Here is a 22,032-nt window from a genome sequence, read left to right on the forward strand (position 1 = left end):
CAAGCCTTTGTCCGCCCCCTTGCGGCGCGGAAGCGGCGGCGCGATAAGGCAGAGGAATGTCCCTGGGTCGTCGCGGAGGTCCCGCTTGAGCGGAAAGATCAGCCTCATTGAGGAAGCCTGCCTCGCCAAGGGCATGCGGATGACCGAGCAGCGCCGGGTCATCGCCCGCGTGCTGTCCGGCGCGCAGGATCATCCCGACGTGGAAGAGCTGCACCGCCGCGCCGTGGCCATCGACGACAACATCTCCATCTCCACGGTCTATCGCACCGTGAAGATGCTGGAGGACGCTGGCATCATCGAGCGGCACGATTTCGGCGACGGCCGGGCCCGCTACGAGCAGATGCCCGACGAGCACCATGACCACCTGATCGATCTCAGGTCTGGTCAGGTCATCGAATTCCGCTCCGAGCAGATCGAGGCGCTGCAGGAGCAGATCGCTCGCGAACTCGGCTTCAAGCTCCGTGGCCACCGCCTCGAGCTCTATGCGGTGCCGCTCGACGAGGACGAGAAGCAGTGACGCCTCCCGGCGGGCGACCGTCGGCGCCCGCTTCCAGCGACGGTCATTTGTTGCCGCCCCTCGGGCCGGAGCAGCCTGCCCTTTCGCGCCTGATGGACCGCCTGCGGCTTGCCGGCGTGCTCAGCGTGGTCGGGGGGGTGACGCTGGTCGGCATTCCCCTTCAGTGGATCTCGCTGAAGCTCGGTCTCGATGCCCGCCGCCACATTCCACGGCTCTATCACCGCATCCTGCTGCGGCTCATCGGCGTGCGGGTCCATGTCCGCGGCACGCCGGCTGCGGACCGCCCGCTGCTGATCCTTGCCAATCACGCCTCCTGGCTCGACATCCCCGTGGTCGGCTCGCTCACGCCCCTGTTCTTCGTGGCCAAGAGCGAGGTGTCCGGCTGGCCGCTCATCGGGCTTCTCGCCAAGTTCCAGCGCACCGTCTTCGTCGATCGCCAGCGCCGCCATGCCACCGGCGCGGTGAACCGGGAGATTGCCGATCGCCTCGCCGATGGCGACCCCGTGGTGCTGTTCGCCGAGGGCACGTCGAGCGACGGCAACCGCGTGCTGCCATTCCGCACCGCCCTGGTGGGCGCTGCGCGCGAGGCCTTCGCCGCCGGGGCGGAGGTGGTGGTGCAGCCCCTCGCCGTGTCCTATGTCCGGCTTCAGGGCCTGCCCATGGGCCGCAGCCATCGGCCCGTGGCCGCCTGGTTCGGCGACATGGAGTTGGCACCGCATCTGATGGACGTGCTGCGCCACGGCGCCATCGACGTGGAAGTCACCTTCGGCGTGCCGGTGCGGCTCGATGCCGCCCATGACCGCAAAAGCGTGACGCGCGAGAGCGAGGCGACGGTGCGCCGGCTGTGCTCCAGCGCCCTCGCCGGCCGGGCGGCAGATGCTGACGCGTCGGGCCCCTTGCCGGACGCCCGCACCTCCGGCATCAACCGGTCATGATCTCGCTCGCCGCCATCGGCTTCGGCTATTGCGCCCGGCACCTGTTGGCCGAGGATCGCGCGGCGTTTGGCCGCGTCATCGGCACAGCACGGGACACGGCCCGCCTCTCCGCCTTTCCGCCCGACGTGGAGGCTTTCGCCTTCGATGGCAGGACGCTTGGGGATGGTCTCCCGGCGGCTCTGGGCGATGTCCAGATTCTGCTGGCGTCCGCTCCACCGGACGATCGGGGCGACCCTATCCTGTGTTGCGCCGCGGAAACTCTGGCCGCCGGCCGCCTGCGGCAGGTGGTCTATCTCACCACGCTCGGGGTCTACGGGAACCACGACGGGGCCTGGGTGGACGAGGCGACCCCGCCGCGCGCGGGCAGCGCGCGCCTCGAACGGCGGCTGAAAGCGGAAGCAGATTGGCAGGCCTTCGGCCGCAGGCACGGCGTCCGGGTCGCGGTGCTGCGCCTTGCCGGCATATATGGACCCGGGCGCAACGCGCTGGTTCAGCTGCGCGCGGGCGAGGCCCGGCGCATCGACAAGCCGGGGCAGGTGTTCAACCGCATCCATGTGGACGATATCGTCTGCACCATCCGGGCGGCGATCGCGCACCGTTACGACGGCATCATCAACGTCACAGATGACCTGCCCGCCCCGCCCGGTGATCCCATCGCCTATGCTGCGGAGCTGCTGGGGATGGACCCACCGCCGGCGATTCCCTTCGATGAGGCGGCGCGGGAGATGAGCCCCATGGCCCTCTCCTTCTGGTCCGGCAACAAGCGTGTCGGCAATGCCCGGCTCAAGGAAGATCTGGGGGTGACGCTGCGCTATCCCACCTACCGCGAGGGGCTATCCGCGCTTCACGCGGCGGGCGCTTGAGCGCAGGTTCTAGCGCCGCACGAAGGTGAGGTAGGTGGGCACGCGGCCCTGCGCGATGGCCTTGGCCTCGTATCGCGTGCCCGGCCAGAACGGATAGGGCTTGCGCCAGTCGTCGGCCCGCTGCGCCGTCCATGTGAAGGCGCCGTGCGCACGCACATGGGCAAGGGTCCAGCCCACATAATGCGGCACGTCGGACGCGAAGCGGAACACGCCGCCGGGGCGGATGACACGGGCCAGCCGGTCGAGATTGTCGGGACGCACGAAGCGCCGCTTCCAATGCCGCTTCTTCGGCCACGGATCGGGATAGAAAAGATCGACGCCATCGAGGCTCGCCGTGGGCAGCCGGTCGAGCAGCAGCGCCGCGTCGAGGTCGAAGACCCGCACGTTGGCGAGACTGCGGGCGTCGAGATCCACCAGCATCCTGGCAAGGCCGTTGAGGAAGGGCTCGGCACCGATGAAGCCCATCTCGGGCCGTCGGGCCGCGTGGTCGATCAGGTGCTCGCCGCAGCCGCAGCCGATTTCCAGCCAATATCCCTGCCTCGGTTCGGGAAAGAGGCTGGCGGGAACGGACGCCACGTCGAGATCGACCTTGTAGCGCGGCAGCAGATGCGTGAGGGCGTCCTGCTGCAGCCCACGCAGCGTCTTGCCGATGCGCCGGCCATAGAAGGCCCCACGCGCCTCGAAGTCCGTGGCGGCGGAGGGGAGGGGCGCGGACTGGCTTGGGGGTTCGCTCGGCTGCTGGCTCATGGGGTCATGCTGAAAAAGGCACCGGCCGGACTGCAGGGCAATCCGGCCGGTGGGTCAACACAGATGGGTCAAGATGCTACGGTGGCAGCCCCTGAGGGCTCAGGCCACCGCAGCCTTGAGCGCGTCCACGAGGTCGGTCTTCTCCCAGGAGAAGCCGCCGTCCGCTTCCGGCGCGCGGCCGAAATGGCCATAGGCAGAGGTGCGGGCGTAGATGGGCTTGGTGAGGCCGAGATGCTCGCGGATGCCGCGGGGGCGCAGGTTCATCACCTCGCGCAGCACCTTTTCAAGCTTCGCCTCGTCCACCTTTCCGGTGCCGTGCAGGTCCACATAGACCGCCAGCGGATCGGACACGCCGATGGCGTAGGCGAGCTGGATGGTGGCGCGGTCGGCGAGATCGGCGGCGACCACGTTCTTCGCGAGGTAGCGCGCGGCATAGGCGGCCGAGCGGTCCACCTTGGTCGGGTCCTTGCCGGAGAAGGCACCGCCGCCGTGGGGCGCGGCACCGCCGTAGGTGTCCACGATGATCTTGCGGCCGGTGAGGCCGCAGTCGCCATCGGGGCCGCCGATAACGAACTTGCCGGTGGGGTTGACGTGCCAGACGGTGGCGTCGGTCACCCAGCCATCCGGCAGGGTCTTCTTGATGTAGGGCTCGACGATGGACTTCACGTCGTGGGACGTGAGGTGCTCATCCAGGTGCTGGGTCGACAGCACGATCTGGGTGACGCCGACCGGCTTGCCGTTCTCGTACTGGACGGTGACCTGGCTCTTGGCATCGGGGCCGAGCGCGTGGGTCTCGCCGGAGTGGCGGGCTTCCGCCAGCACCTTCAGGATCTTGTGGGCATAATAGATGGGAGCGGGCATCAGCTCCGGGGTCTCGCGCACGGCATAGCCGAACATGATGCCCTGGTCGCCGGCGCCCTCGTCCTTGTTGCCGGCGATGTCCACGCCCTGCGCGATGTCCGCAGACTGGGCGTGCAGTAGGACGTCGATGTCGGCCGTCTCCCAGTGGAAGCCGGCCTGCTCGTAGCCGATGTCCTTGATGGCAAGGCGCGCGGCGTGGGACAGGAGGTCCCGGGTGATCGAGGACGGACCACGGGTCTCGCCAGCGATCACCACCTTGTTGGTGGTGGCGAGCGTCTCGCACGCGACGCGGATCTGGCTCGGGTCCCAGCCCTCGGTTTCCGCAGTGCGGAAGAAAGTGTCCACCACTTCGTCCGAAATCCGGTCGCAGACCTTGTCCGGATGCCCTTCGGAAACCGATTCACTCGTGAACAGATACGATTGACGCGCCATGTGACGGCCCCTTTTGCGCCCGCGCCGCGGTGCGGCCGCCCTTTGTGGCAACGCAGCGGCGGGCGGTCAAGGTCGTCAGCGCGAAAACGTTCGCCAAAACGAACGCTTCACGCCTCGGTTTCACCGGCGATGGCGATCACCAGATCGACGATGCGCCGACGCACGCGGGCGTCGGAAATCCGCATGAAGTTCCGGGTGAGCGTCAGTCCGTCGGACGTGGCGAGGAAGTCGGAGACGTAGGCCGGGGACTGCTCCTCGGAGAAACCTTCGCCCTCGGGTCCAACGGTGGGGGCACCTTCGAAGAAGAAGGCGACGGGAACACCAAGGGTGGTCGAAATCTGCTGAAGCCGGCTCGCGCCGATGCGATTCGTACCCTTCTCGTACTTCTGAATCTGCTGAAACGTGATGCCCAGATGCTCGCCCAGCTTCTCCTGGCTCATTCCCACCATCATCCGCCTCATGCGGACACGCGAGCCAACGTGCTTATCAATAGGGTTCGGCGCCTTCTTGACCATGGTCTCTCCGGCTATGTCGGAAAAGATTACTCAATACTTCGCTGCGCGAAGGCTGCCCTGATTGCCGGCGAACATAGGCATACAATCGGAACGCGTCGATCAACCTCTGCGTGTATTGCAACCGCAAAGCGGTACGGAAGCTAGCGCCAGAGCAGCTGCCAGAAGCCCGGGGACCAATATACGGTCAAGCTTGGCTGCAACGGAAACCGTTTGCAGCGGCTTTGGCAGGGGACCATCCACCAGACCCTCCTGCCCGAGGTCACGTGATGCGACAATACGTCCCATAGGATCAACGATTGCAGAAATCCCCGTGTTCGCCGCGCGGACCAGCGGAAGCCCTTCCTCTACAGCGCGCATGCGGGCCTGCGCGAAATGCTGGTAGGGACCGGGGGTCAGGCCAAACCACGCGTCATTCGTGAGATTGAGCAACCAGGCCGGGCGTGGACCCTGGGGAACTACCTTTCCAGGAAAGATAATTTCGTAACATACAAGCGGAGAGGCGAGCGGCAGTCCGGGGATCTGGAGCGCGCGGAGTTCCGCGCCGGAAGAGAAACCACCTCGCACACGCGTAAGTTGTTCCAGGCCAAGGGCCTCAAGCTCCGCCTGGAACGGCAGATACTCTCCGAATGGCACCAGATGAACCTTGTCGGTGTTGGTCAGCACCCGCCCGCGATGGTCCATCACCCTGATCGAGTTGAAGAACGGCGACCGCTGGCCCGGCGGAGGGAAGTCGTAGCGGACGGCGCCCGTCACCAGCGTCACGTTGGACGGCAGGGCCGCAGCAATGGCCTCGGCCGCCCAGGGTTCCCGCTCATAGATGAAGGGAAAGGACGATTCCGGCCAGATCAGTACCGTGACGTCAGCGAGCCCGCCCGGATAGGTCTCGCTCTTCCCTGCACTCAGCGCGAGATAGTCTTTCAGGATCTGCTCGCGCCGGTCATAGGCGAACTTCTTGTCCTGCGAGAGGTTCGGCTGCATCACCCGGAGCGCCACGCCGGGCACGGTCTCAAGCGGCGTCACGGACAGCCGGTAACTACCCCACAGCGCCGTCCCTGCGATGACCAGCGCCGCCGCACCGACGGCGGCAAGACCCCGGCGGCCGGGGGTCAGGAGCAGGACGGGCGTGGACAGCAGGAGCACGCAGAAGAAGGTGAGGCCCCAGACGCCGACCACGGATGCCGCCTGCATCAGCAGCAGATCGTCGGAGACCGCATAGCCATAGGTGTTCCAGGGAAAGCCGGTGAGCACATGGCCGCGCAGCCATTCCGCCAGCGTCAGGCCGAAGGTGAGCGCGAACAGCCTTAGGCCGCCCTTCGACCACAGGAGCCGCGCCACCACCGTTCCGAACGCCGTGAACAGCGCCAGTCCCGCCGGCATGGAGACCACCGCGAACGGCAGCAGCCAGCCGAACACGTCCGCCTCCACGAGGAAGGCCGCGCCGATCCACCAGAGGGAGGCGAGGAAATAGCCGAAGCCGAACCACCAGCCGACCCCCGCGGCCGCCACGAGACGGGTCCTGAGATCGCCACGGCACCCGTCGAGGAGCAGCACGAGGACCGGAAAGCTGAGCGCCAGCACCGGCCACAGATCGAATGGCGGCATGGCGAGGGCGCCGACCGCCCCCGCCGTCCAGGCGACGAAGCGCCGGCGCCAGCCGGTGAGGAAGCGCAGCATCAGGATGCGCCCGCGCCACGACAGGCCTGTCGTGGGCGCGCCGCGGCGGGGGGCGACCTTGGAGGGAAAAGCCACGCGGAAGGTCAGGCGTCGGACGCGGCGTGCCCGGCGGCGGAGCCGTCGAGATCCCGGGGCGGGATGATGCGCAGCTTCTTCAGCCTGCGGGGATCGGCGTCCACCACATCCACGTCGAAGCCGCCCGGCAGGGAAATCACCTCGCCGGCCTTGGGCACACGGGAGGCGATGCGCACCACGAGGCCGCCGACGCTGTCCACCTCCTCCATCGCCTCTTCCGAAGCGAACCCGGTGCCGAGCACTTCCACCGCGGCCTCCAGCGGCGTGCGGGCATCGGCGAGATAGCTGCCGTCGGGCTGGCGTGTGAGCAGCGTCTCGGCCGCCTCGTCGTGCTCGTCCTCGATCTCGCCGACGATCTCCTCCACCACGTCCTCGATGGAGACGAGGCCGTCGGTGCCGCCATATTCGTCGATGACGAGGGCGAGGTGGGTGCGGGCCGCCTGCATGGAGACGAGCAGGTCCACCGCCGGCATGGAGGGCGGCACATAGAGAATGCGGCGGATGAGGCCGGCGGTCTCCAGCGTCGCGTCGAGATTGACCTTGCCGAGGTCGATCTTGCCCGATTCGGAGGCGAGGTCGCCGGCGAGGAAGGCGATGAGGTCGCGGATGTGGACCATGCCGACGGGGTCATCCAGCGTGTCGTCGTAGACGACGAGCCGGGAATGACCGACGGTCACGAACAGCTTCAGCAGCTCGCCCAGCGGCGCGTCCTTGCGCACGGCGACGATCTCGGCGCGGGGCACCATGATGTCGCCGATGCCCACCTCCCGCAGGTGCAGGATGTTGCGCAGCATCTTGCGCTCGGATGGGGTGAACTCCCCCTCCTCCTCGGGTGTCTCCGCCGCGGCGAGCACCTCCACGAGGTCGGTGCGCAGGGAGCCGTGCGGGCGGAACGTGCCGAGGAGGGCACGCAATCGATCGAGAAAACTTTGCGGCTCCGAAGAGCTGGTCTCGGTCGGCTGGTCGATGTTGGACATGGTCGTTATCAAGCCGCCTTCACGTCAGTCCTGGGGCAGGCCATAGGGATCGGCGATCCCAAGGCCCGCGAGGATGTCGCGCTCAAGCGCCTCCATTTCCTCTGCTTCGTTGTCTTCGAGATGGTCGTAGCCCATGAGGTGCAACGTTCCGTGCACCACCAGATGGGCGAGATGGTCGGCCGGCGCCTTGTCCTCCGCCTCGGCCTCGCGGCTGAGCGTTTCCAGTGCGACGATGATGTCGCCGAGCGGCTGGGGGGCGTCGATGTCGTCCGGCAGGTCCGGCTGGGGGAAGGACAGGACGTTGGTCGCCTTGTCCATGTCCCGCCAGTCGCGGTTGAGCACGCGGATGCGCGCGTCGTCGGTGAGGGTGATGGCCACCTCGCACGGCTCGGGCACGTCCTCGGCGCAGGCGGCCAGCGCCGCCCGGCAGGCCCGGATGGCCACGGCCTCGGCGTCCGCGATGACGGACCAGCCTTCGGCCTCCACGGCGACGTCGATGTCCGCGTCGATCTCGAGAGCCTGCGGAAGCGGGGCGGGCACAGCCATGGCTCAGCTCCCCGCCTTGCCGGCGAGGCGGGCGGAGGCGGCCTCGATCTTGGCCGCGTCTAGCTTTTCGTAGGCCGAGACGATGCGCTGCACCAGTTCGTGGCGCACCACGTCCTCGGCCTTGAAATGGCAGATGCCGACGCCCTCGACGCCCTCCAGCAGCCGCACCGCCTCGGCGAGACCGGAGATCTGCCCGCCGGGCAGGTCGGTCTGGCTCGGGTCGCCGGTGACGATCATGTGGGAGTTCTCGCCGAGGCGCGTGAGGAACATCTTCATCTGCATGGACGTGGCGTTCTGCGCCTCGTCCAGGATCACCGCGGCGTTGGAAAGCGTGCGCCCGCGCATGAAGGCGAGCGGCGCGATCTCGATCTCGCCGGACTGCAGCGCCCGCTCCACGAAGGGGCGATCCATCAGGTCATAGAGCGCGTCGTAGATGGGCCGCAGATAGGGATCGACCTTCTCTTTCATGTCGCCGGGCAGGAAGCCGAGGCGCTCGCCGGCCTCAACGGCCGGGCGGGAGAGGATGATCTTGTCCACCATCCGCCGTTCCAGCAGATGGACGGCGTAGGCGACCGCGATCCATGTCTTGCCCGTGCCGGCGGGGCCGTTGCCGAACACGAGGGTGTGCCGCTTCAGCGCGCGGATATAGGCATCCTGCGCGGCGGTGCGGGCGCGCACCGGACGGCGGCGCAGATGGATCTCGTCGAACGACTGGCGCTGCTCGGCCGGGTCGAAATCGAACAGGGAGCCCTGCGAGGTGACTTCGCGGATGGCGCCGTCCACGTCGCCCTGGCTGATGTCGCGGCCCTTGCGCAGCGCTTCGTAGAGGTGCTCCAGCACGGCGCGGGCCTGCTCGCAGGCATCGCGTTCGCCTTCCAGCGTCACATGATTGCCGCGCGAATCCGCCTTCACCCCCAGCTTGCGCTCGATGAGGGCGAGGTTGCGGCCGTAATGGCCGAACAGCTGGGTGGCGAGCCGGTTGTCGTCGAAGGCCAGCACCACATGGGCCGCCGGAGGCTCGTCCGGATCGGCCCACGGGGCCGTGACCGCCGCGCGGGCAGGACCGGGGGAAGCCTGCGGCGCTGCGGCCGCCAGGGGACGATCACGGTTGTCGCTGCCGGATCTGCGCAAGCTCAGGCCTCCATGGCCGCAAGCGGCCGGGACAAAGCGGGGGAAAGGGGCGTCTCGGCCGGAACGCCGGCAAGGCTGTTCGGGCCGACATCGGTGATGGTGACGGTGAGCAGCTCGCCGATGCCGGCGGGCGGATCGTTCACCACCACGCTCTGGAGATAAGGCGAGCGGCCGATGAGCTGGCCCGGCTGCCGGCCGGGCTTCTCCAGCAGGATATCGAAGGTGCGGCCACGACAGGCGGCGTCGAAGGCCGTCTTTGAGGCTTCGAGCAGGCGATGCAGCTCCGCGAGGCGCTCGGCCATCACCTCCTCCGGCACCTGTCCCTCGTGCTCGGCGGCGGGGGTGCCGGGGCGCGCGCTGTACTTGAAGGAATAGGCACTGGCGAAGCCGACCTCGCGCACCAGATCGAGCGTGTCCTCGAAGTCGCGATCCGTCTCGCCGGGGAAGCCGACGATGAAGTCGGAGGAGAGGGCGAGGTCCGGCCGCGCGGTGCGCATCTTCTCGATGAGCGAGAGGAACAGCTCGCGGCCGTGCTTGCGGTTCATGGCCGCGAGGATGCGGTCGGAGCCGGACTGCACCGGCAGGTGCAGATAGGGCATCAGCTGCGGCAGGTCGCGGTGGGCGGCGATGAGGTCGTCGCCCATGTCGCGCGGATGGGAGGTGGTGTAGCGCAGGCGCGCCAGCCCTTCCATCTCAGCGAGGCGCTCCATCAGCCGGGCGAGGCTCCAGACCTTCCCGTCCGGCCCCTCGCCGTGGAAGGCGTTGACGTTCTGGCCGATGAGGGTGATCTCGCGCACGCCCTGGTCGAGGAGGCGGGCGGCCTCGTCGAGGATCTTCGTGACCGGGCGGGAGACTTCGGCGCCGCGGGTGTAGGGCACCACGCAGAAGGTGCAGAACTTGTCGCAGCCCTCCTGCACCGTCACGAACGCCGCCGGACCGCGCGAGCGCGTGGCGGCGCGGGTGGGCGCGGGCAGGTGATCGAACTTGTCGTCTGCGGGAAATTCGGTGTCCACCACCCGCTTGCCGGTCTTCGCCTCGGCGAGCAGCTCGGGCAGGCGGTGGTAGCTCTGGGGGCCGACCACCACGTCCACCACCGGCGCGCGACGCATGATCTCGGCGCCCTCGGCCTGGGCGACGCAGCCGGCGACGGCGATCATGGTGTCGGAGCCGGCTTCCTGCTTCTGCTTCCGAAGGCGCCCGAGCTCGGAATAGACCTTCTCGGCGGCCTTCTCGCGGATATGGCAGGTGTTGAGGATCACAAGGTCGGCCTCGGCCGGGTCCTGCGTCTCCACATATCCCTCGCGTGCCAGCGTGTCCGCCATACGATGGGAATCGTAGACGTTCATCTGGCAGCCGAAGGACTTCACATAAAGCTTGCGGGGCTCGTGCATGTCGCCTGTTCTGTCGCCGTCGATCTTCGCGTGTGGGCGCGACGCGATCGTGACGCCAGCTCTTGTCGCCCCCTTGATGGTTCCGTGAGGCTTTGATCCTACCGGCAAACCCGGCGGATGGAAATGGGCGGCGGGTCTTAGTCGGCTGATGCCGCTGCCCTCCACTCGGCGAGGACCGCGGGATCGGTCTCCACAGGTACCCGTCGGGTGGCCTGCCGCGTGACCGCCGCGGCATCCGAAAGCCGCCCCAACGCCCACACCGCAGCACCTCTTACCAGAGCGGATTCATCCGCCAGCCGCGCCTCCACCTGCGGCAGCAGGTCGGCATCTCCCGAATTGCCGATGGCGATCAGCACGTTGCGCACGAACCGGTCACGGCCGACCCTTTTGATCGGGCTTTTCGGGAAGCGGGCGCGGAAGGCGTCGTCGTCCAGCGCCACCAGTTCCGCCAGCGGCGGGGCGTCGTTCTCCGCGCGGGCGGCGAGCTTCGCTTCCTGGCCCATCTGCGCGAACTTGTTCCAGGGGCAGGCAGCGAGGCAGTCGTCGCAGCCATAGATGCGGTTGCCCATGAGGGGGCGCAGCTCGGCCGGGATCGGCCCCTTGTGCTCGATGGTGAGGTAGGAGATGCAGCGCCGCGCATCGATGACGTAGGGCGCGGGAAACGCTGCGGTCGGGCAGGCGTCGAGACAGGCGCGGCAGGAGCCGCAATGGTCTTTCTCCGGCGCGTCGGGCTGAAGCTCCAGCGTGGTGGCGATGGCGCCGAGGAACAGCCAGGAGCCGAATTCCCGCGAGACCAGATTGGTGTGCCGCCCCTGCCAGCCCAGCCCGGCTGCGGCGGCGAGCGGCTTCTCCATGAGCGGTGCGGTATCCACGAACACCTTCACATCGGCGGGGACACCGCGCCGGCCGGCCTCCGCCAGCAGCGCGCGGGCGACGCGCTTGAGCTTCGGCTTGATGATGTCGTGATAGTCCTCGGCCCGCGCATAGACCGAGATGGCGCCCGCGCTCTTCTGCGCCAGCACTTCGCGGGGGTCTTCCGAAGGGCCGTAATTGAGGCCGAGCAGGATGACGCTGCGCATGTCCGGCCATAGCGTCAGGGGATCGGCGCGGCGGTCCAGCGTCTCGGCCATCCAGCCCATGTCGCCGTATGCGCCGTCCGCGACCCAGGCACGGAGCTTCTCTCCGGCGGGCCGGGCGGCCTCGGGCCGGGCGATGCCTACGGCATCGAACCCTTCTTCACGGGCGAGGCGGCGGACAATCTCCTCCAGGCCGCCCGCGTCGATCAGAAATCGAGGTCCGCGTAGGTCTTGGAGGGGGGCATCCCCGGGATGCTCTCGGTGAGCAGGGCGCGGAAGGTCGGGCGCGACTTGATCCGCGCGTACCAATCCCTCGCGTGCTCGTCCTCGTCCCACGGTACATCGCCCAGATAGTCGGCCACCGAGAGATGCGCGGCGGCGGCAAGGTCGGCCTGGCTCAGCTTCTCGCCGGCGAGCCATTTGCGCGCCTTGGCCAGCCAGCCGATGTATTTCAGATGATAGCGCAGATTGGCGCGCGCCATACGCAGCGAGGTGGCATCCGGCGAACCGCCGCCCTGCTCGCGCGTCATGTAGCGCTTGTGGATGCGCTCGCGCACCAGCGGCTCGGTCGATTCGACATACATCTTCTCGTTGAACCACTGGGTCAGCCGGCGCACCTCCACGCGGCCGGCCGGGTCCTCCGGAAGAAGCCGGTGGGTGCCGAGGGCGAGGCCCCGGGTCTCATCGAGATATTCGGCGATGATGAAGGCGCCCGGCACCGAAGCTGCCATCTCCTCCACGATGACTGGCGTCTCCCCCGACGGATTGAGCGCGAGGAAACCCGGCCGTCGCTCCCACACGCGCTCCTCCACCAGCTCCGGCTCCAGGCCGTACTCGGCGAGCAGCAGGCGGACGAATCGGGAATGTGGGCAGAAGGGATGATGATGCAGGTACATGGGCCGATTTCGCCGGGGGTCGAAGGGAGGGGGCGAGGCACCCGGCGTGTCCTATGATTAGAAGCCGAACCTTTCCGATTGGTTCCTCCCTGCTGCAGCGCGGGCCGGCGCCCTGTCGCTGTCGCATTTCGCATTTCGATCATGGTGAGCGGATCGTTAACGACGCGGGGAAGGCAGCAATCCCTTGCCCTGAGGTTATTTGCCGGGCTGTTGCGACGCGGCCACAGCTTGGCCTGAAAAGCGCCGGCGGCCTCGGCCCTCCCCTTCCGTTGCGGCGCACCACGTTGCACCCGCGAAGGCAAGCGGAGAGGATGGCGCCCGTCTTGTTCCCGCCTCCCGGATTTTCTCACCCATGACTCTCGGCGACATGCTCGAAGCGCTCGTTCTCGGCCTGCTGGAAGGGCTGACGGAATTCATCCCCGTCTCCTCCACCGCCCACATCCTGCTGGCGGGGCATTTCCTCGGCTTCGAGAGCAATGGCCACACTTTCGAGGTGCTGATCCAGCTCGGCGCGGTGCTTGCCATCCTCACCGTCTATTTCCAGCGCTTCCTGCGCGTCGCCCAGCAGCTGCCCACAAATCCGGGGGCGCGGCGCTTCGTCATCGGCGTCCTCATCGCCTTCCTGCCGGCGGCCGTGATCGGCGCGGCGGCGCACGGCTTCATCAAGAGCGTGCTGTTCGAGACGCCGGTGCTGATCTGCGGCACGCTGATCTTCGGCGGCATCATCCTCCTGTTCATCGACAAGGTGGTGCCGGCGCCGCGCTACAACAACGCCATGGGCCTGCCCTGGCACATCGCGCTCATCATCGGCTTCTTCCAGTGCCTCGCCATGATCCCGGGCATGTCGCGCTCCGGCTCGACCATCGTCGGCGCCATGCTGATGGGCGTGGACAAGCGGGCGGCGGCGGAATTCTCGTTCTTCCTCGCCTTGCCCACCATGTTCGGCGCGTTCGCCTACGACCTCTACAAGAACCGCGGCAACCTCTCGATGGACGATGGCCTGCTCATCGTCATCGGCTTCGTGGCGGCGTTCTGCGCGGCGGTGGTGGTGGTGAAGTCGCTGCTCGATTTCGTGTCGAAGCACGGCTATGCGCCATTCGGCTGGTGGCGCATCGCGGTGGGCATCGCCGGCCTCATCGGCCTCGCGCTGGTCGGCTGAGGCGGCCTCAGAAGTCGGTGGCGATGCCGCCGACTTCCCAGTCGCCGTAACGCACGGGCTCTGGGCCGTCGCGGCCGTTGATCTCCTTCGGCCGGTCCTTCTGCGCCGCGTCGATGGCCGCACGACGGGCCTCGGCCTCCGCCAGCGCGCGCTTGGCGGCCTCGCTCAGGGGCTTGCGCGGCTCCGTCTTGTCCTCGTCCATGGTCCCGTCTCCAAACACGGTGCGAGGCATCCTTCCGGTTGAGGATCGGCCTACCTCACCCGTTCGCAACCTTGCACCCACCGCGGAAAGCATGCTAGCAGCGCCGCGCTTTCCGGTCGTGCCCGCGGGGCCGACCCAACACCCCACGGATGGAGATGCGCATGGCCTCGCAGAATGGCGGCCCCAACCCGAATGCGGCGCCGTCGCTGAATGTGCTCGCGCAATATATCAAGGATTTCTCCTTCGAGAATCCCAATGCGCCGCGCTCCCTCGCCGCTCCTCCGAGCCAGCCCGACGTCAACATCCAGATCCACGTCAACGCCAAGCCGGGCGGCAATGGCGAGTTTGAGGTCGAGCTGAAGATCGACGGCGGCGCCAGCATTGAAGGCAACACCCTGTTCGCCTTCGAGCTGGTCTATGCCGGCGTGTTCCGCATCCTTAACATTCCGGAGCAGAGCCTGCAGCCGGTGGTGCTCATCGAGTGCCCGCGCCTGCTCTTCCCGTTCGCCCGCCAGATCATTGCCGACGCGGTGCGCAACGGCGGCTTCCCGCCCCTGATGATCGATCCGGTCGACTTCGCCGCGCTCTACCAGCAGCGTCTGCAGGCGGAAGCCGAGCGTCTCCAGGCCGGCCAGGCCTGAGCCTCGCCCTGACCTGATCTTCGACGGAGCCCGCCGCCGCAGCGCCAGACGCCTGCGGCGGCGGGCTTTTTCGTGCGGTCCTTTTCCTTTTGCCCGCGCCCGTCATTGTGGCAGGCTCCGCCGCGCCGGAGCGGCGCCAGTGGTGGCGCCGCGGGGGCGCGGGAGGCATTCCGGGCGCGGCGATGCGATCCATCCGTTTCAAGCTGGCCGCGCTGGCGGGCGCCACGGCGATTCTCGCTGTGCTTGCGGGCTTCAGCGTGCTCATCGCCCTGCGTGCCGTGGACGGGGCGCTGGAGGCGGCGGTGTCGGCCCAGCAGCGCCTCGATGTGCTGACCGAGATTTCCGCCCGCCTCTCCGAGTACGGCCTGGCCGCCATTGCCGCCACCGAAAGCCCCACCGCGGGCGCCGGCCGGCTTGAGGATGCGCGTTCGCGCGTTTCGGCCCTGCTCGAGGCCTCGACCGTGAAGGCGGTCCAGGCGGCGCCCGACGCGTCGAGCGGCCTCAGGCCGCAGGAACGCCTGCTGGCCCGTCTCAGGGCGGATTTCATTTCCCTCGACCGGCAGATTACCGCCGCGACCCGCGATCCGGATACCGTGCGCCGGGGCGACCGGGTGCGCGGCTCCCTCAACGCCTTCGCCGCCTCGGCCGGGCCGACACTCTCCCTGCTGGTGGAAAGCGAGCGTCGCGGCGTCACGGCTGCGCGGGAGGAGGCGGTGGCGCTGGCGGACCGGCTGCGGATCGGCGCGGTGGCCATTGCGCTGGCGGTGTTCGCCGCGGCGCTGGTGCTGTATCGCGCGCTGGCCCAGCCGCTGCTCGGCCGGCTGAAGGAGATCGACCGCGCGGCCGCCGCCATCGGCCGCGGCGATCTCTCCGCCCGCCTCGCTATCGGCCAGCGGGACGAACTAGGCGTGCTGATGGCCCGCTTCAACCGCATGGCCGCCCTCCTGGCGCGCCGCGAGCGAAAGGTGGCGCAGGACCGGGCGGGACTGGAGAAGACGGTGGCGGACCGAACCGCGGACCTCACCGAGGCAAACGCCCGTCTTGGCGCCATCGATGCATCCCGGCGCCGCTTCTTCACCGATGTAAGCCACGAATTGCGCACGCCGCTCACCGTCATCATCGGCGAATGCGACGTGACCCAGCGGGCGCCGGCCATCCCGGAGTCGCTGAGCCGCGCGGTGCTCACCACCATCCGCAAGCGCGCCGGCATGCTTCACCGCCGGGTGGAGGATCTGCTGCGGGTTGCCCGTTCCGAGAGCGGGGAGATCGAGCTGGTGTTCCAGGACACCCCCCTCGCGCCCCTTCTGGCCGATGCCGTGGCGGGGCTGGAGCCGGTGGCGCGGCGGCAGGGCGTCGCGCTGGTGCTTCACGCGCCGGAGCCGGGCCTTGTCGTGCATGCGGATCGCGAATGGCTCCGGCAGGTGGTGGAAGGCCTGATCGACAACGCCCTGCGTCATGGTCGCCCCCTCACCCGCGTCACCGTTTCGGTCGGGCACGGGGCCGATGCGGAGGGGCATGCGGTCGACATCATCAGCATCACGGACGATGGATGCGGCATTCCGCCCGAGGCCCGAGCCCGGTTGTTCGAGCGTTTCGCGCGCGGCGGCCGGCTCGGCGATGCCTCGGGCTTCGGCCTGGGGCTCGCCCTCGCCGATTGGGTGGTGACGCGGCACGGCGGACGTATCACACTGGAGGACGGCGAGGCGGGAGGCACCCGGGTGGTGATCGCATTGCCGCAGGCCGCAGCGGCCGGGGCGAGCGAACCCGCGGCAGAGCCCGGCCCCGCGATCTGACCGGCAACCCAACGCCGGCATTTCCGACAGGCCCTGCGGGCCGCGCACGCGGTCCGGGACAGCCCGAACGGGCACAGGAGGAACCATGAACATCCTGGTGGTGGAAGACGACAGCGACATCGGCGCCATGCTGAGCCGCGGCCTCTCCGCCGAGGGGTTCGACGTGACCGTCGTGGGACGGGCCGACGAGGCCCTCGAGACGGCGCGCCAGTACAATCCCTGCGCCGTGGTGCTCGACATGATGCTGCCGGACGGCTCCGGCATCGACGTGTGCCGGGCGCTGCGCGGCGCCGGCCATTCCGGCCCCATCCTGTTCCTCAGCGCCAAGGACGAGGTGCACGATCGCGCGGAAGGCCTCGGCGCAGGGGCGGACGACTACATCGTCAAGCCGTTCGTCTTCGGCGAGCTGGTGGCGCGGCTGCGCACCCATCTCCTGCATCGCCTCGGCGAAAGCCATTCCGACCGCGTCATGGCGGGGCGGCTGGTGCTCGACCCCTCCACCCGCACCGCGAAGTTCGGTGAAGTTCATGTGCGGCTCACCGAGCGCGAAGCCGATCTCCTGGCCCTGCTCATGGCCAGCCCGAATCGTCCCATCGCCCGGGGCGAGATCTTCGACCGGCTCTGGGCCAGCCAGGGCGGCGCCTCGCTCAACGTGGTGGACGTCTATGTGGGCTACCTGCGCACCAAGCTCGCGCCGGTGGGGCGCGCCGGCGGCCCCCAGGTGGCGACCGTGCGGGGGCGCGGCTTCATGCTCGACCTCTCCGCACCGTCAGCTCATTGATGAGCTCTAGAAGTATTGCAATGCAGCAAAAGATTTCACTTGCGGGAACCGATTCGGCTGCCAATATTTGACTCCGTTGTAGCGAAAAACCTCGTTACTTCAATTTCTTATGATCTTCTTATGAAGGTCGTGAGAGAACTCAGGAGGAAAGCATCATGCGCTGGAACAAGCCCCAGGTTTGCGAAGTCTGCGTCGGCATGGAAGTCACCGCTTACCTGCCGGCCGATTTCTGATCGACGGAGGTCGGGAGCCGCGAACGATTGGCAGGAGCGTCCGTCGCGTCATGCAGGTGATCGTTCTCGGTTCAGCGGCCGGCGGCGGCGTTCCCCAGTGGAACTGCCGCTGTCCGGTGTGCCAACTGGCTTGGAAGGGTGATCCACGGGTCACGCCCCGAACCCAGTCGAGCATCGCCGTCTCGGAGGACGGCGCCTCGTGGGTGCTCCTCAACGCTTCGCCCGATCTTCGGGCCCAGATCGCCGCGACCCGGTCACTTCAGCCCCGGGTGGATGGCCGCGACAGCCCCATTCGCGCCGTCGTCCTCACCAATGGTGACGTGGACCACATAGCCGGTTTGCTGACGCTGCGGGAGCAGCAGGCGTTCGAGGTGTACGGCACGGCCGACACGCTCGCGCTGATCGAACAGAATCAGGTCTTCGACGTGGTTTCCAAGGCGCTGGTGCGCCGGGAGCCGGTTTCGTTCGAAGTCCCGTTCTCGCCGGTTCCGGGGCTGACCATGGAATTCTTCACCGTGCCCGGCAAGGTGCCGCTCTGGCGCGAGGATGCCTCCCTCGTCATCGGCGAGGAGTCCGGCTCAACGGTGGGCGTGACGATCACCTCGGCCGGCAGCCGCCTCGTCTACGTGCCCGGCTGCGCCGCCGTGACGGACGCGCTGCGTCAGCGCATCTCCGGCGCCGACCTGCTGTTCTTCGACGGCACGCTCTATCGCGACGACGAGATGATCGCGGCCGGGATCGGCACCAAGACGGGCGCCCGCATGGGGCACCTGTCCATGTCCGGCGCGGACGGCACGGTGGCGCTGCTCGCCGACCTGCCTGTGGCGCGCCGGGTGTTCATCCATATCAACAACACCAATCCCGCGCTGATCGATGGCTCCGAGGAGCACCGCGCCGTGGAAGCGGCTGGCTGGACGGTCGCCCGGGACGGAATGGAGTTCTCCCTATGAGCGCGCAAGCCGCCGTCCGGGTGCTGGCCGAGGCCGCCGATCTTCCCACCGATTTCCCTGCCCTCCCCTCGCCGCAGGAGCCCCTATCGCCCGAAGGGCTGGAGGCCGCGCTGCGCGCGGTGGGCGCGACGCGCTATCACAACCTGCATCCCTTCCATAAGCTGCTGCATTCCGGCCGGCTGAACCGGGATCAGGTGCGCGCCTGGGCGCTCAACCGCTACTGCTACCAGTCCGCCATCCCCCGCAAGGATGCGGCCTTGATGGCCCGCTGCGACGACCGCGAGCTGCGCCGGGAATGGCTGCACCGCATCACCGATCATGACGGCTTCGGCGAGGATACGGGCGGCATCGAGCGCTGGCTGGTACTCACCGACGGCCTCGGCCTCGACCGGGCTTACGTGGTCTCTAGGGAAGGGGCGTTGCCCGCCACCAAATTCGCGGTGGAGGCCTATGTGCGCTTCGTCGCCGAGAACACGCTGCTGGAGGCGGTGGCTTCTTCCCTCACCGAGCTGTTCGCGCCGGGCATCCATGCCGAGCGCATCTCCGGCATGCTGGAGCACTACGACTTCATCAACGAGAAAGTCGTCGCCTATTTCCGCCGCCGCCTCGATCAGGCGCCGAAGGATGCCGATTTCGCCCTCGACTATGTGAAGCAGCACGCCCGCACGGCCGCCGAGCAGCGCGCCGTCATCCGCGCCCTCACCTTCAAGACCGAGGTGCTGTGGGCGCAGCTCGACGCGCTCTATCTCGCCTATGTGGCGCCGGGCTGGCCCGCGCCGGGTGCTTGGCGACCGGGCGTCGCCATCGTCGGGGAATGAGATGCGCGCCGAGGAAACCGACGTCCCGCGCCTGCCGCGGGGCGTGAAGCTCAAATACGATCAGGTGCGCGCCCGCCATGTGCTGCTGGCGCCGGAGCGGGCGTTCGACATCGACGAGACCGCCGCCGCCGTGCTGGAACTGGTGGACGGAAAGCGCACCTGCGCCGAGATCGTGGACGCCCTCGCCGCCCGTTACGACGAGAAGCGCGAGGTCATCGCCGATGACGTCAAGGATATGATCGGCGGCCTGATCGCGCGCCGGGTGATCGAGACATGAGCGAAACCGTGGCCGAGATGGAGACGAGGCAGCCCCCGCAGCCCGTGGCGGCGCCTCCGGTCGGCCATCCCATCGGCATCCTCGCCGAGCTGACCCATCGCTGCCCGCTCCGCTGCCCCTATTGCTCGAATCCGCTGGAGCTGGAGCGCCGCGAGGCGGAGCTCGACACCGCCACCTGGAAGCGGGTGCTGAGCGAGTCCGCCGCGCTGGGCATCCTCCACGTCCATCTCTCCGGCGGCGAACCGACCGCCCGGCCGGACCTCGTGGAGTTGACCGCCCATTGCGCCGCCGAGGGGCTCTACACCAATCTCATCACCTCCGGCATCGGCCGCGCCTCCGGCATGATCGACGCGCTGTCGGAGGCCGGGCTCGATCACGTCCAGCTCTCCGTGCAGGGCGCGAGTGCCGAGACCGGGGATCGCATCGGCGGCTACAAGGGCGGCCATGCGGCGAAGCTGGAATTTGCCCGGAAGGTCACGGACCTCGGCCTCCCGCTGACGCTCAATGCCGTCATCCATCGCGGCAACATCCATGAGGTGGAGGACATCATCGCCCTCGCCGTGGCGCTGAAGGCGCGCCGGCTGGAGGTGGCGCACACCCAGTATTACGGCTGGGCCTATGTGAACCGCGCCGCGCTCATGCCCGCCCGTCCTGACGTGGATCGCTCGGTGGCGCTGGTGGAGGAGGCGCGCCGGCGCCTTGAGGGCATTCTCGTCATCGACATGGTGATCCCGGACTATTACGCCCGCTATCCCAAGCCCTGCTCGGGCGGCTGGGGGCGGCGCACGCTGAATGTCACCCCCACGGGCCGGGTGCTGCCCTGCCATGCGGCGGAAAGCATCCCGAACCTCGAATTCTGGTCCGTGCGCGACCGGGCGCTGGGCGACATCTGGCGGTCTTCGCCGGCGTTCAATGCCTTCCGCGGCACCGACTGGATGCGCGAACCCTGCCGCAGCTGCGACCGGCGCGAGATGGATTTCGGCGGCTGCCGCTGCCAGGCCATGGCGCTGGCTGGCGACGCGGCGGCGACCGACCCGGCCTGCTCGCTCTCGCCCTTCCATGCCCGTGTCGAGGCGCTGGCGACGGAGGAGGCCGCGGCGGTCGCGCCGGACTACATTTATCGCACCATCGGCGGAGCGCCCGGGAAGGCGTCCGAAGGAGCCGCATCGTGAGCCTGCGTCACGCGTTGGGCCTCTGGCTCGTCCTCATGGCCGCCCTGTTCTCGGGCGGTGCCCTCGTCATGCCCCAGGCGGCGAGCGCGGCCGAGGCGCCGGCCGCATCCCAGTCCGCTACCCCGGATGCGGCGACGCTGTTGTTCGAGGCCCCGCAGCTGGCCAACACCAAGGCGGGCCAGACGCTTACATACAAATATTCCCGCAAAGTGGCCGATCCGGAACTCGGCGCGAGCTTTGAGGATCGCGTGGTGCTGATGATCGCGGCGAGCGCCAGCAGCAGCGGCGATGCCCGCGACGTCAGGGTCGATTTCTTCACGCCCGAGCGCCATCACGCCGCCGGCCCTTTCGAGGGCGTGACCACCAATCCCATGCTGCTCCTGTTCCTGGAGAACCACCTCGGGGACCTTGCCGGCCGGCTCAAGGGCAATCCGCGCTATTTCAAGACCGCCATCCGCACCGCCTTGCGCGACGCCGCCACCGTGACGGCGGCTGATCTCACCGTCGGCGGCCAGACGGTGAAGGGCTGGCGCGTCACGGTGACGCCGTTCAAGGGCGATCCCAATGCGGTGCGGATGCGGGGGCTCGATACCCTCGCCTATACGTTCGAGGTGTCGCCGGACGTGCCGGGCCAGATCGTGCGCATGGACATCAAGGCCGACGCGCCAGGGGGCACCCTGTGGGAGGAGAGCATCGCCTATGATCCGACGAGCCATTGAGGCCGGCGCCCTGCTGCTCGCCCTCGGCGGGGCTGCGGCTGCGGCGACTGCCAGCGACAACGATTACCCCACCTCCGCCCGCGTCGATTACGTGTTCGGCTGCATGGCGGCCAACGGCCAGACCCGGGAGGCCATGGCCCGGTGTTCCTGCTCGGTGGACACCCTCGCCTCCATCCTGCCGTACGATCACTATGTCGCGGCCGAGACGATCCTTTCCATGCGGCAGGGCGTGGGCCAGGCGGCCAATATCTTCCGCAACACGCCCCAATATGACGACACGATTGCAGAACTGCGCCGGGCGCAGGCAGAAGCAGAAATCACCTGCTTCAAGTAGAGCGATTTCGCGTCGCACAAATCATTCTCGCAGGCGCCGCACATGTGACGGGTTTTCGGCCCCGCTTCACTGTGTTAGCTTCCTCGCCAAGAACAGACGCATGGCGCACGGATTTTTCCGAAGCGCACTGCAACGACAAGCGGGCAACCGCCGCGGCGTCTTGATTGGGTCCGTCAATCCCCAAGGCAAAGCCATGGCCAGTTACCGCTTGAGTTCCGTTCTCTCTCCACTTGTCCCACGTTCTGGAGCCGGCTTCGCGCCGCCGCGCGCCCTTTGTCTGCCGGCCTTGCCGCGCGGCCTCTCTTCCGCGCAGGGGT

General features: G+C 68.1%; 25 protein-coding genes. 14 read left to right on the top strand and 11 right to left on the bottom strand.

The annotated features are described in order from the left end of the window. Positions 1–133: 133 nt before the first annotated feature. The 3 genes from V5F74_RS21980 to V5F74_RS21990 are packed head-to-tail and all read left to right on the top strand — an operon-like array spanning position 134 to position 2,315. Positions 134–517, top strand: a complete 384-nt coding sequence (locus V5F74_RS21980; RefSeq protein WP_374254922.1) for a Fur family transcriptional regulator — start codon at positions 134–136, stop codon at positions 515–517. Positions 518–564: 47 nt separating this feature from the next. After that, the gene (locus V5F74_RS21985) at positions 565–1,452 is read left to right on the top strand and encodes a lysophospholipid acyltransferase family protein (RefSeq protein WP_250165503.1); all 888 of its coding nucleotides are present in this window, start codon (positions 565–567) and stop codon (positions 1,450–1,452) included. Continuing rightward, complete coding sequence (locus V5F74_RS21990; protein WP_394009978.1) at positions 1,449–2,315, top strand: NAD-dependent epimerase/dehydratase family protein; 867 nt, start codon at positions 1,449–1,451, stop codon at positions 2,313–2,315. Before V5F74_RS21985 ends, V5F74_RS21990 begins: the two co-directional genes overlap by 4 nt. 9 nt (positions 2,316–2,324) lie before the next feature. On the opposite strand, the gene trmB is transcribed toward V5F74_RS21990, so the two are convergent. The 10 genes from trmB to V5F74_RS22040 all read right to left on the bottom strand — a co-directional run bounded on the left by trmB (position 2,325) and on the right by V5F74_RS22040 (position 12,636). Further along, entirely contained in the window at positions 2,325–3,062 is a 738-nt protein-coding gene (gene trmB / locus V5F74_RS21995) for a tRNA (guanine(46)-N(7))-methyltransferase TrmB (protein ID WP_394009979.1), read from the bottom strand. A gap of 99 nt (positions 3,063–3,161) precedes the next feature. After that, the gene (metK, locus tag V5F74_RS22000) at positions 3,162–4,355 is read right to left on the bottom strand and encodes a methionine adenosyltransferase (protein WP_029556340.1); all 1,194 of its coding nucleotides are present in this window, start codon (positions 4,353–4,355) and stop codon (positions 3,162–3,164) included. A gap of 107 nt (positions 4,356–4,462) precedes the next feature. Next, complete coding sequence (locus tag V5F74_RS22005; RefSeq protein WP_024281418.1) at positions 4,463–4,870, bottom strand: helix-turn-helix domain-containing protein; 408 nt, start codon at positions 4,868–4,870, stop codon at positions 4,463–4,465. A gap of 99 nt (positions 4,871–4,969) precedes the next feature. Beyond that, positions 4,970–6,544, bottom strand: coding sequence for an apolipoprotein N-acyltransferase (lnt, locus tag V5F74_RS22010; protein WP_394010010.1), 1,575 nt, complete (start codon positions 6,542–6,544; stop codon positions 4,970–4,972). Between the two features lie 83 nt (positions 6,545–6,627). Next, the gene (locus V5F74_RS22015; protein ID WP_024281416.1) at positions 6,628–7,596 is read right to left on the bottom strand and encodes a hemolysin family protein; all 969 of its coding nucleotides are present in this window, start codon (positions 7,594–7,596) and stop codon (positions 6,628–6,630) included. A 24-nt stretch (positions 7,597–7,620) separates the two neighbouring features. Beyond that, entirely contained in the window at positions 7,621–8,142 is a 522-nt protein-coding gene (gene ybeY, locus V5F74_RS22020) for an rRNA maturation RNase YbeY (RefSeq protein WP_394009980.1), read from the bottom strand. 3 nt (positions 8,143–8,145) lie between these two features. Then, the gene (locus V5F74_RS22025) at positions 8,146–9,144 is read right to left on the bottom strand and encodes a PhoH family protein (protein WP_245279435.1); all 999 of its coding nucleotides are present in this window, start codon (positions 9,142–9,144) and stop codon (positions 8,146–8,148) included. A gap of 131 nt (positions 9,145–9,275) precedes the next feature. Next, positions 9,276–10,664 (bottom strand): tRNA (N6-isopentenyl adenosine(37)-C2)-methylthiotransferase MiaB, encoded by a 1,389-nt coding sequence (gene miaB / locus V5F74_RS22030; RefSeq protein ID WP_029556345.1) that lies wholly within the window; start codon positions 10,662–10,664, stop codon positions 9,276–9,278. Positions 10,665–10,801: 137 nt separating this feature from the next. Continuing rightward, positions 10,802–11,947, bottom strand: a complete 1,146-nt coding sequence (gene queG / locus V5F74_RS22035) for a tRNA epoxyqueuosine(34) reductase QueG (RefSeq protein WP_394010011.1) — start codon at positions 11,945–11,947, stop codon at positions 10,802–10,804. Then, positions 11,947–12,636, bottom strand: a complete 690-nt coding sequence (locus tag V5F74_RS22040) for a glutathione S-transferase family protein (RefSeq protein WP_024281411.1) — start codon at positions 12,634–12,636, stop codon at positions 11,947–11,949. The genes queG and V5F74_RS22040 overlap by 1 nt, the downstream gene beginning before the upstream one ends. Positions 12,637–12,988: 352 nt before the next feature. Between V5F74_RS22040 and V5F74_RS22045 the strand changes: the two genes are divergently transcribed. Next, positions 12,989–13,795, top strand: a complete 807-nt coding sequence (locus V5F74_RS22045) for an undecaprenyl-diphosphate phosphatase (RefSeq protein ID WP_024281410.1) — start codon at positions 12,989–12,991, stop codon at positions 13,793–13,795. Between the two features lie 7 nt (positions 13,796–13,802). Here the strand turns inward: V5F74_RS22045 and V5F74_RS22050 are convergent, their stop codons facing one another. Next, complete coding sequence (locus V5F74_RS22050) at positions 13,803–13,997, bottom strand: DUF1674 domain-containing protein (RefSeq protein ID WP_024281409.1); 195 nt, start codon at positions 13,995–13,997, stop codon at positions 13,803–13,805. A gap of 161 nt (positions 13,998–14,158) precedes the next feature. Between V5F74_RS22050 and secB the strand changes: the two genes are divergently transcribed. From secB to V5F74_RS22100, 10 genes are all read left to right on the top strand, one after another. After that, positions 14,159–14,638: a protein-export chaperone SecB gene (gene secB / locus V5F74_RS22055; protein WP_024281408.1), complete on the top strand. Its 480-nt coding sequence runs from the start codon at positions 14,159–14,161 to the stop codon at positions 14,636–14,638. Between the two features lie 182 nt (positions 14,639–14,820). Beyond that, positions 14,821–16,431 (top strand): sensor histidine kinase, encoded by a 1,611-nt coding sequence (locus tag V5F74_RS22060; protein ID WP_394009981.1) that lies wholly within the window; start codon positions 14,821–14,823, stop codon positions 16,429–16,431. Between the two features lie 85 nt (positions 16,432–16,516). Then, positions 16,517–17,212 carry a response regulator transcription factor gene (locus V5F74_RS22065; RefSeq protein ID WP_024281406.1) on the top strand — a complete coding sequence of 232 codons (696 nt, stop codon included), beginning with the start codon at positions 16,517–16,519 and terminating at the stop codon, positions 17,210–17,212. 155 nt (positions 17,213–17,367) lie between these two features. Further along, positions 17,368–17,445 carry a pyrroloquinoline quinone precursor peptide PqqA gene (gene pqqA, locus V5F74_RS22070; protein WP_081437156.1) on the top strand — a complete coding sequence of 26 codons (78 nt, stop codon included), beginning with the start codon at positions 17,368–17,370 and terminating at the stop codon, positions 17,443–17,445. Between the two features lie 50 nt (positions 17,446–17,495). After that, the gene (pqqB, locus tag V5F74_RS22075) at positions 17,496–18,395 is read left to right on the top strand and encodes a pyrroloquinoline quinone biosynthesis protein PqqB (RefSeq protein ID WP_029556348.1); all 900 of its coding nucleotides are present in this window, start codon (positions 17,496–17,498) and stop codon (positions 18,393–18,395) included. Continuing rightward, positions 18,392–19,213 (top strand): pyrroloquinoline-quinone synthase PqqC, encoded by an 822-nt coding sequence (gene pqqC / locus V5F74_RS22080; RefSeq protein WP_029556349.1) that lies wholly within the window; start codon positions 18,392–18,394, stop codon positions 19,211–19,213. The genes pqqB and pqqC overlap by 4 nt, the downstream gene beginning before the upstream one ends. A 1-nt stretch (position 19,214) precedes the next feature. Then, positions 19,215–19,490, top strand: coding sequence for a pyrroloquinoline quinone biosynthesis peptide chaperone PqqD (gene pqqD / locus V5F74_RS22085; RefSeq protein WP_029556350.1), 276 nt, complete (start codon positions 19,215–19,217; stop codon positions 19,488–19,490). Positions 19,491–19,507: 17 nt separating this feature from the next. Beyond that, entirely contained in the window at positions 19,508–20,662 is a 1,155-nt protein-coding gene (gene pqqE, locus V5F74_RS22090; protein ID WP_394010012.1) for a pyrroloquinoline quinone biosynthesis protein PqqE, read from the top strand. Next, positions 20,659–21,381 carry a hypothetical protein gene (locus tag V5F74_RS22095; protein ID WP_156026273.1) on the top strand — a complete coding sequence of 241 codons (723 nt, stop codon included), beginning with the start codon at positions 20,659–20,661 and terminating at the stop codon, positions 21,379–21,381. The genes pqqE and V5F74_RS22095 overlap by 4 nt, the downstream gene beginning before the upstream one ends. After that, a complete protein-coding gene (locus V5F74_RS22100; RefSeq protein WP_024281400.1) occupies positions 21,362–21,715 on the top strand; it encodes a hypothetical protein in 354 nt (117 codons plus the stop codon). Before V5F74_RS22095 ends, V5F74_RS22100 begins: the two co-directional genes overlap by 20 nt. Positions 21,716–22,032 lie beyond the last annotated feature (317 nt).

The organism is Xanthobacter aminoxidans, assembly GCF_043193615.1.
GTDB classification, from domain to species: domain Bacteria; phylum Pseudomonadota; class Alphaproteobacteria; order Rhizobiales; family Xanthobacteraceae; genus Xanthobacter; species Xanthobacter aminoxidans.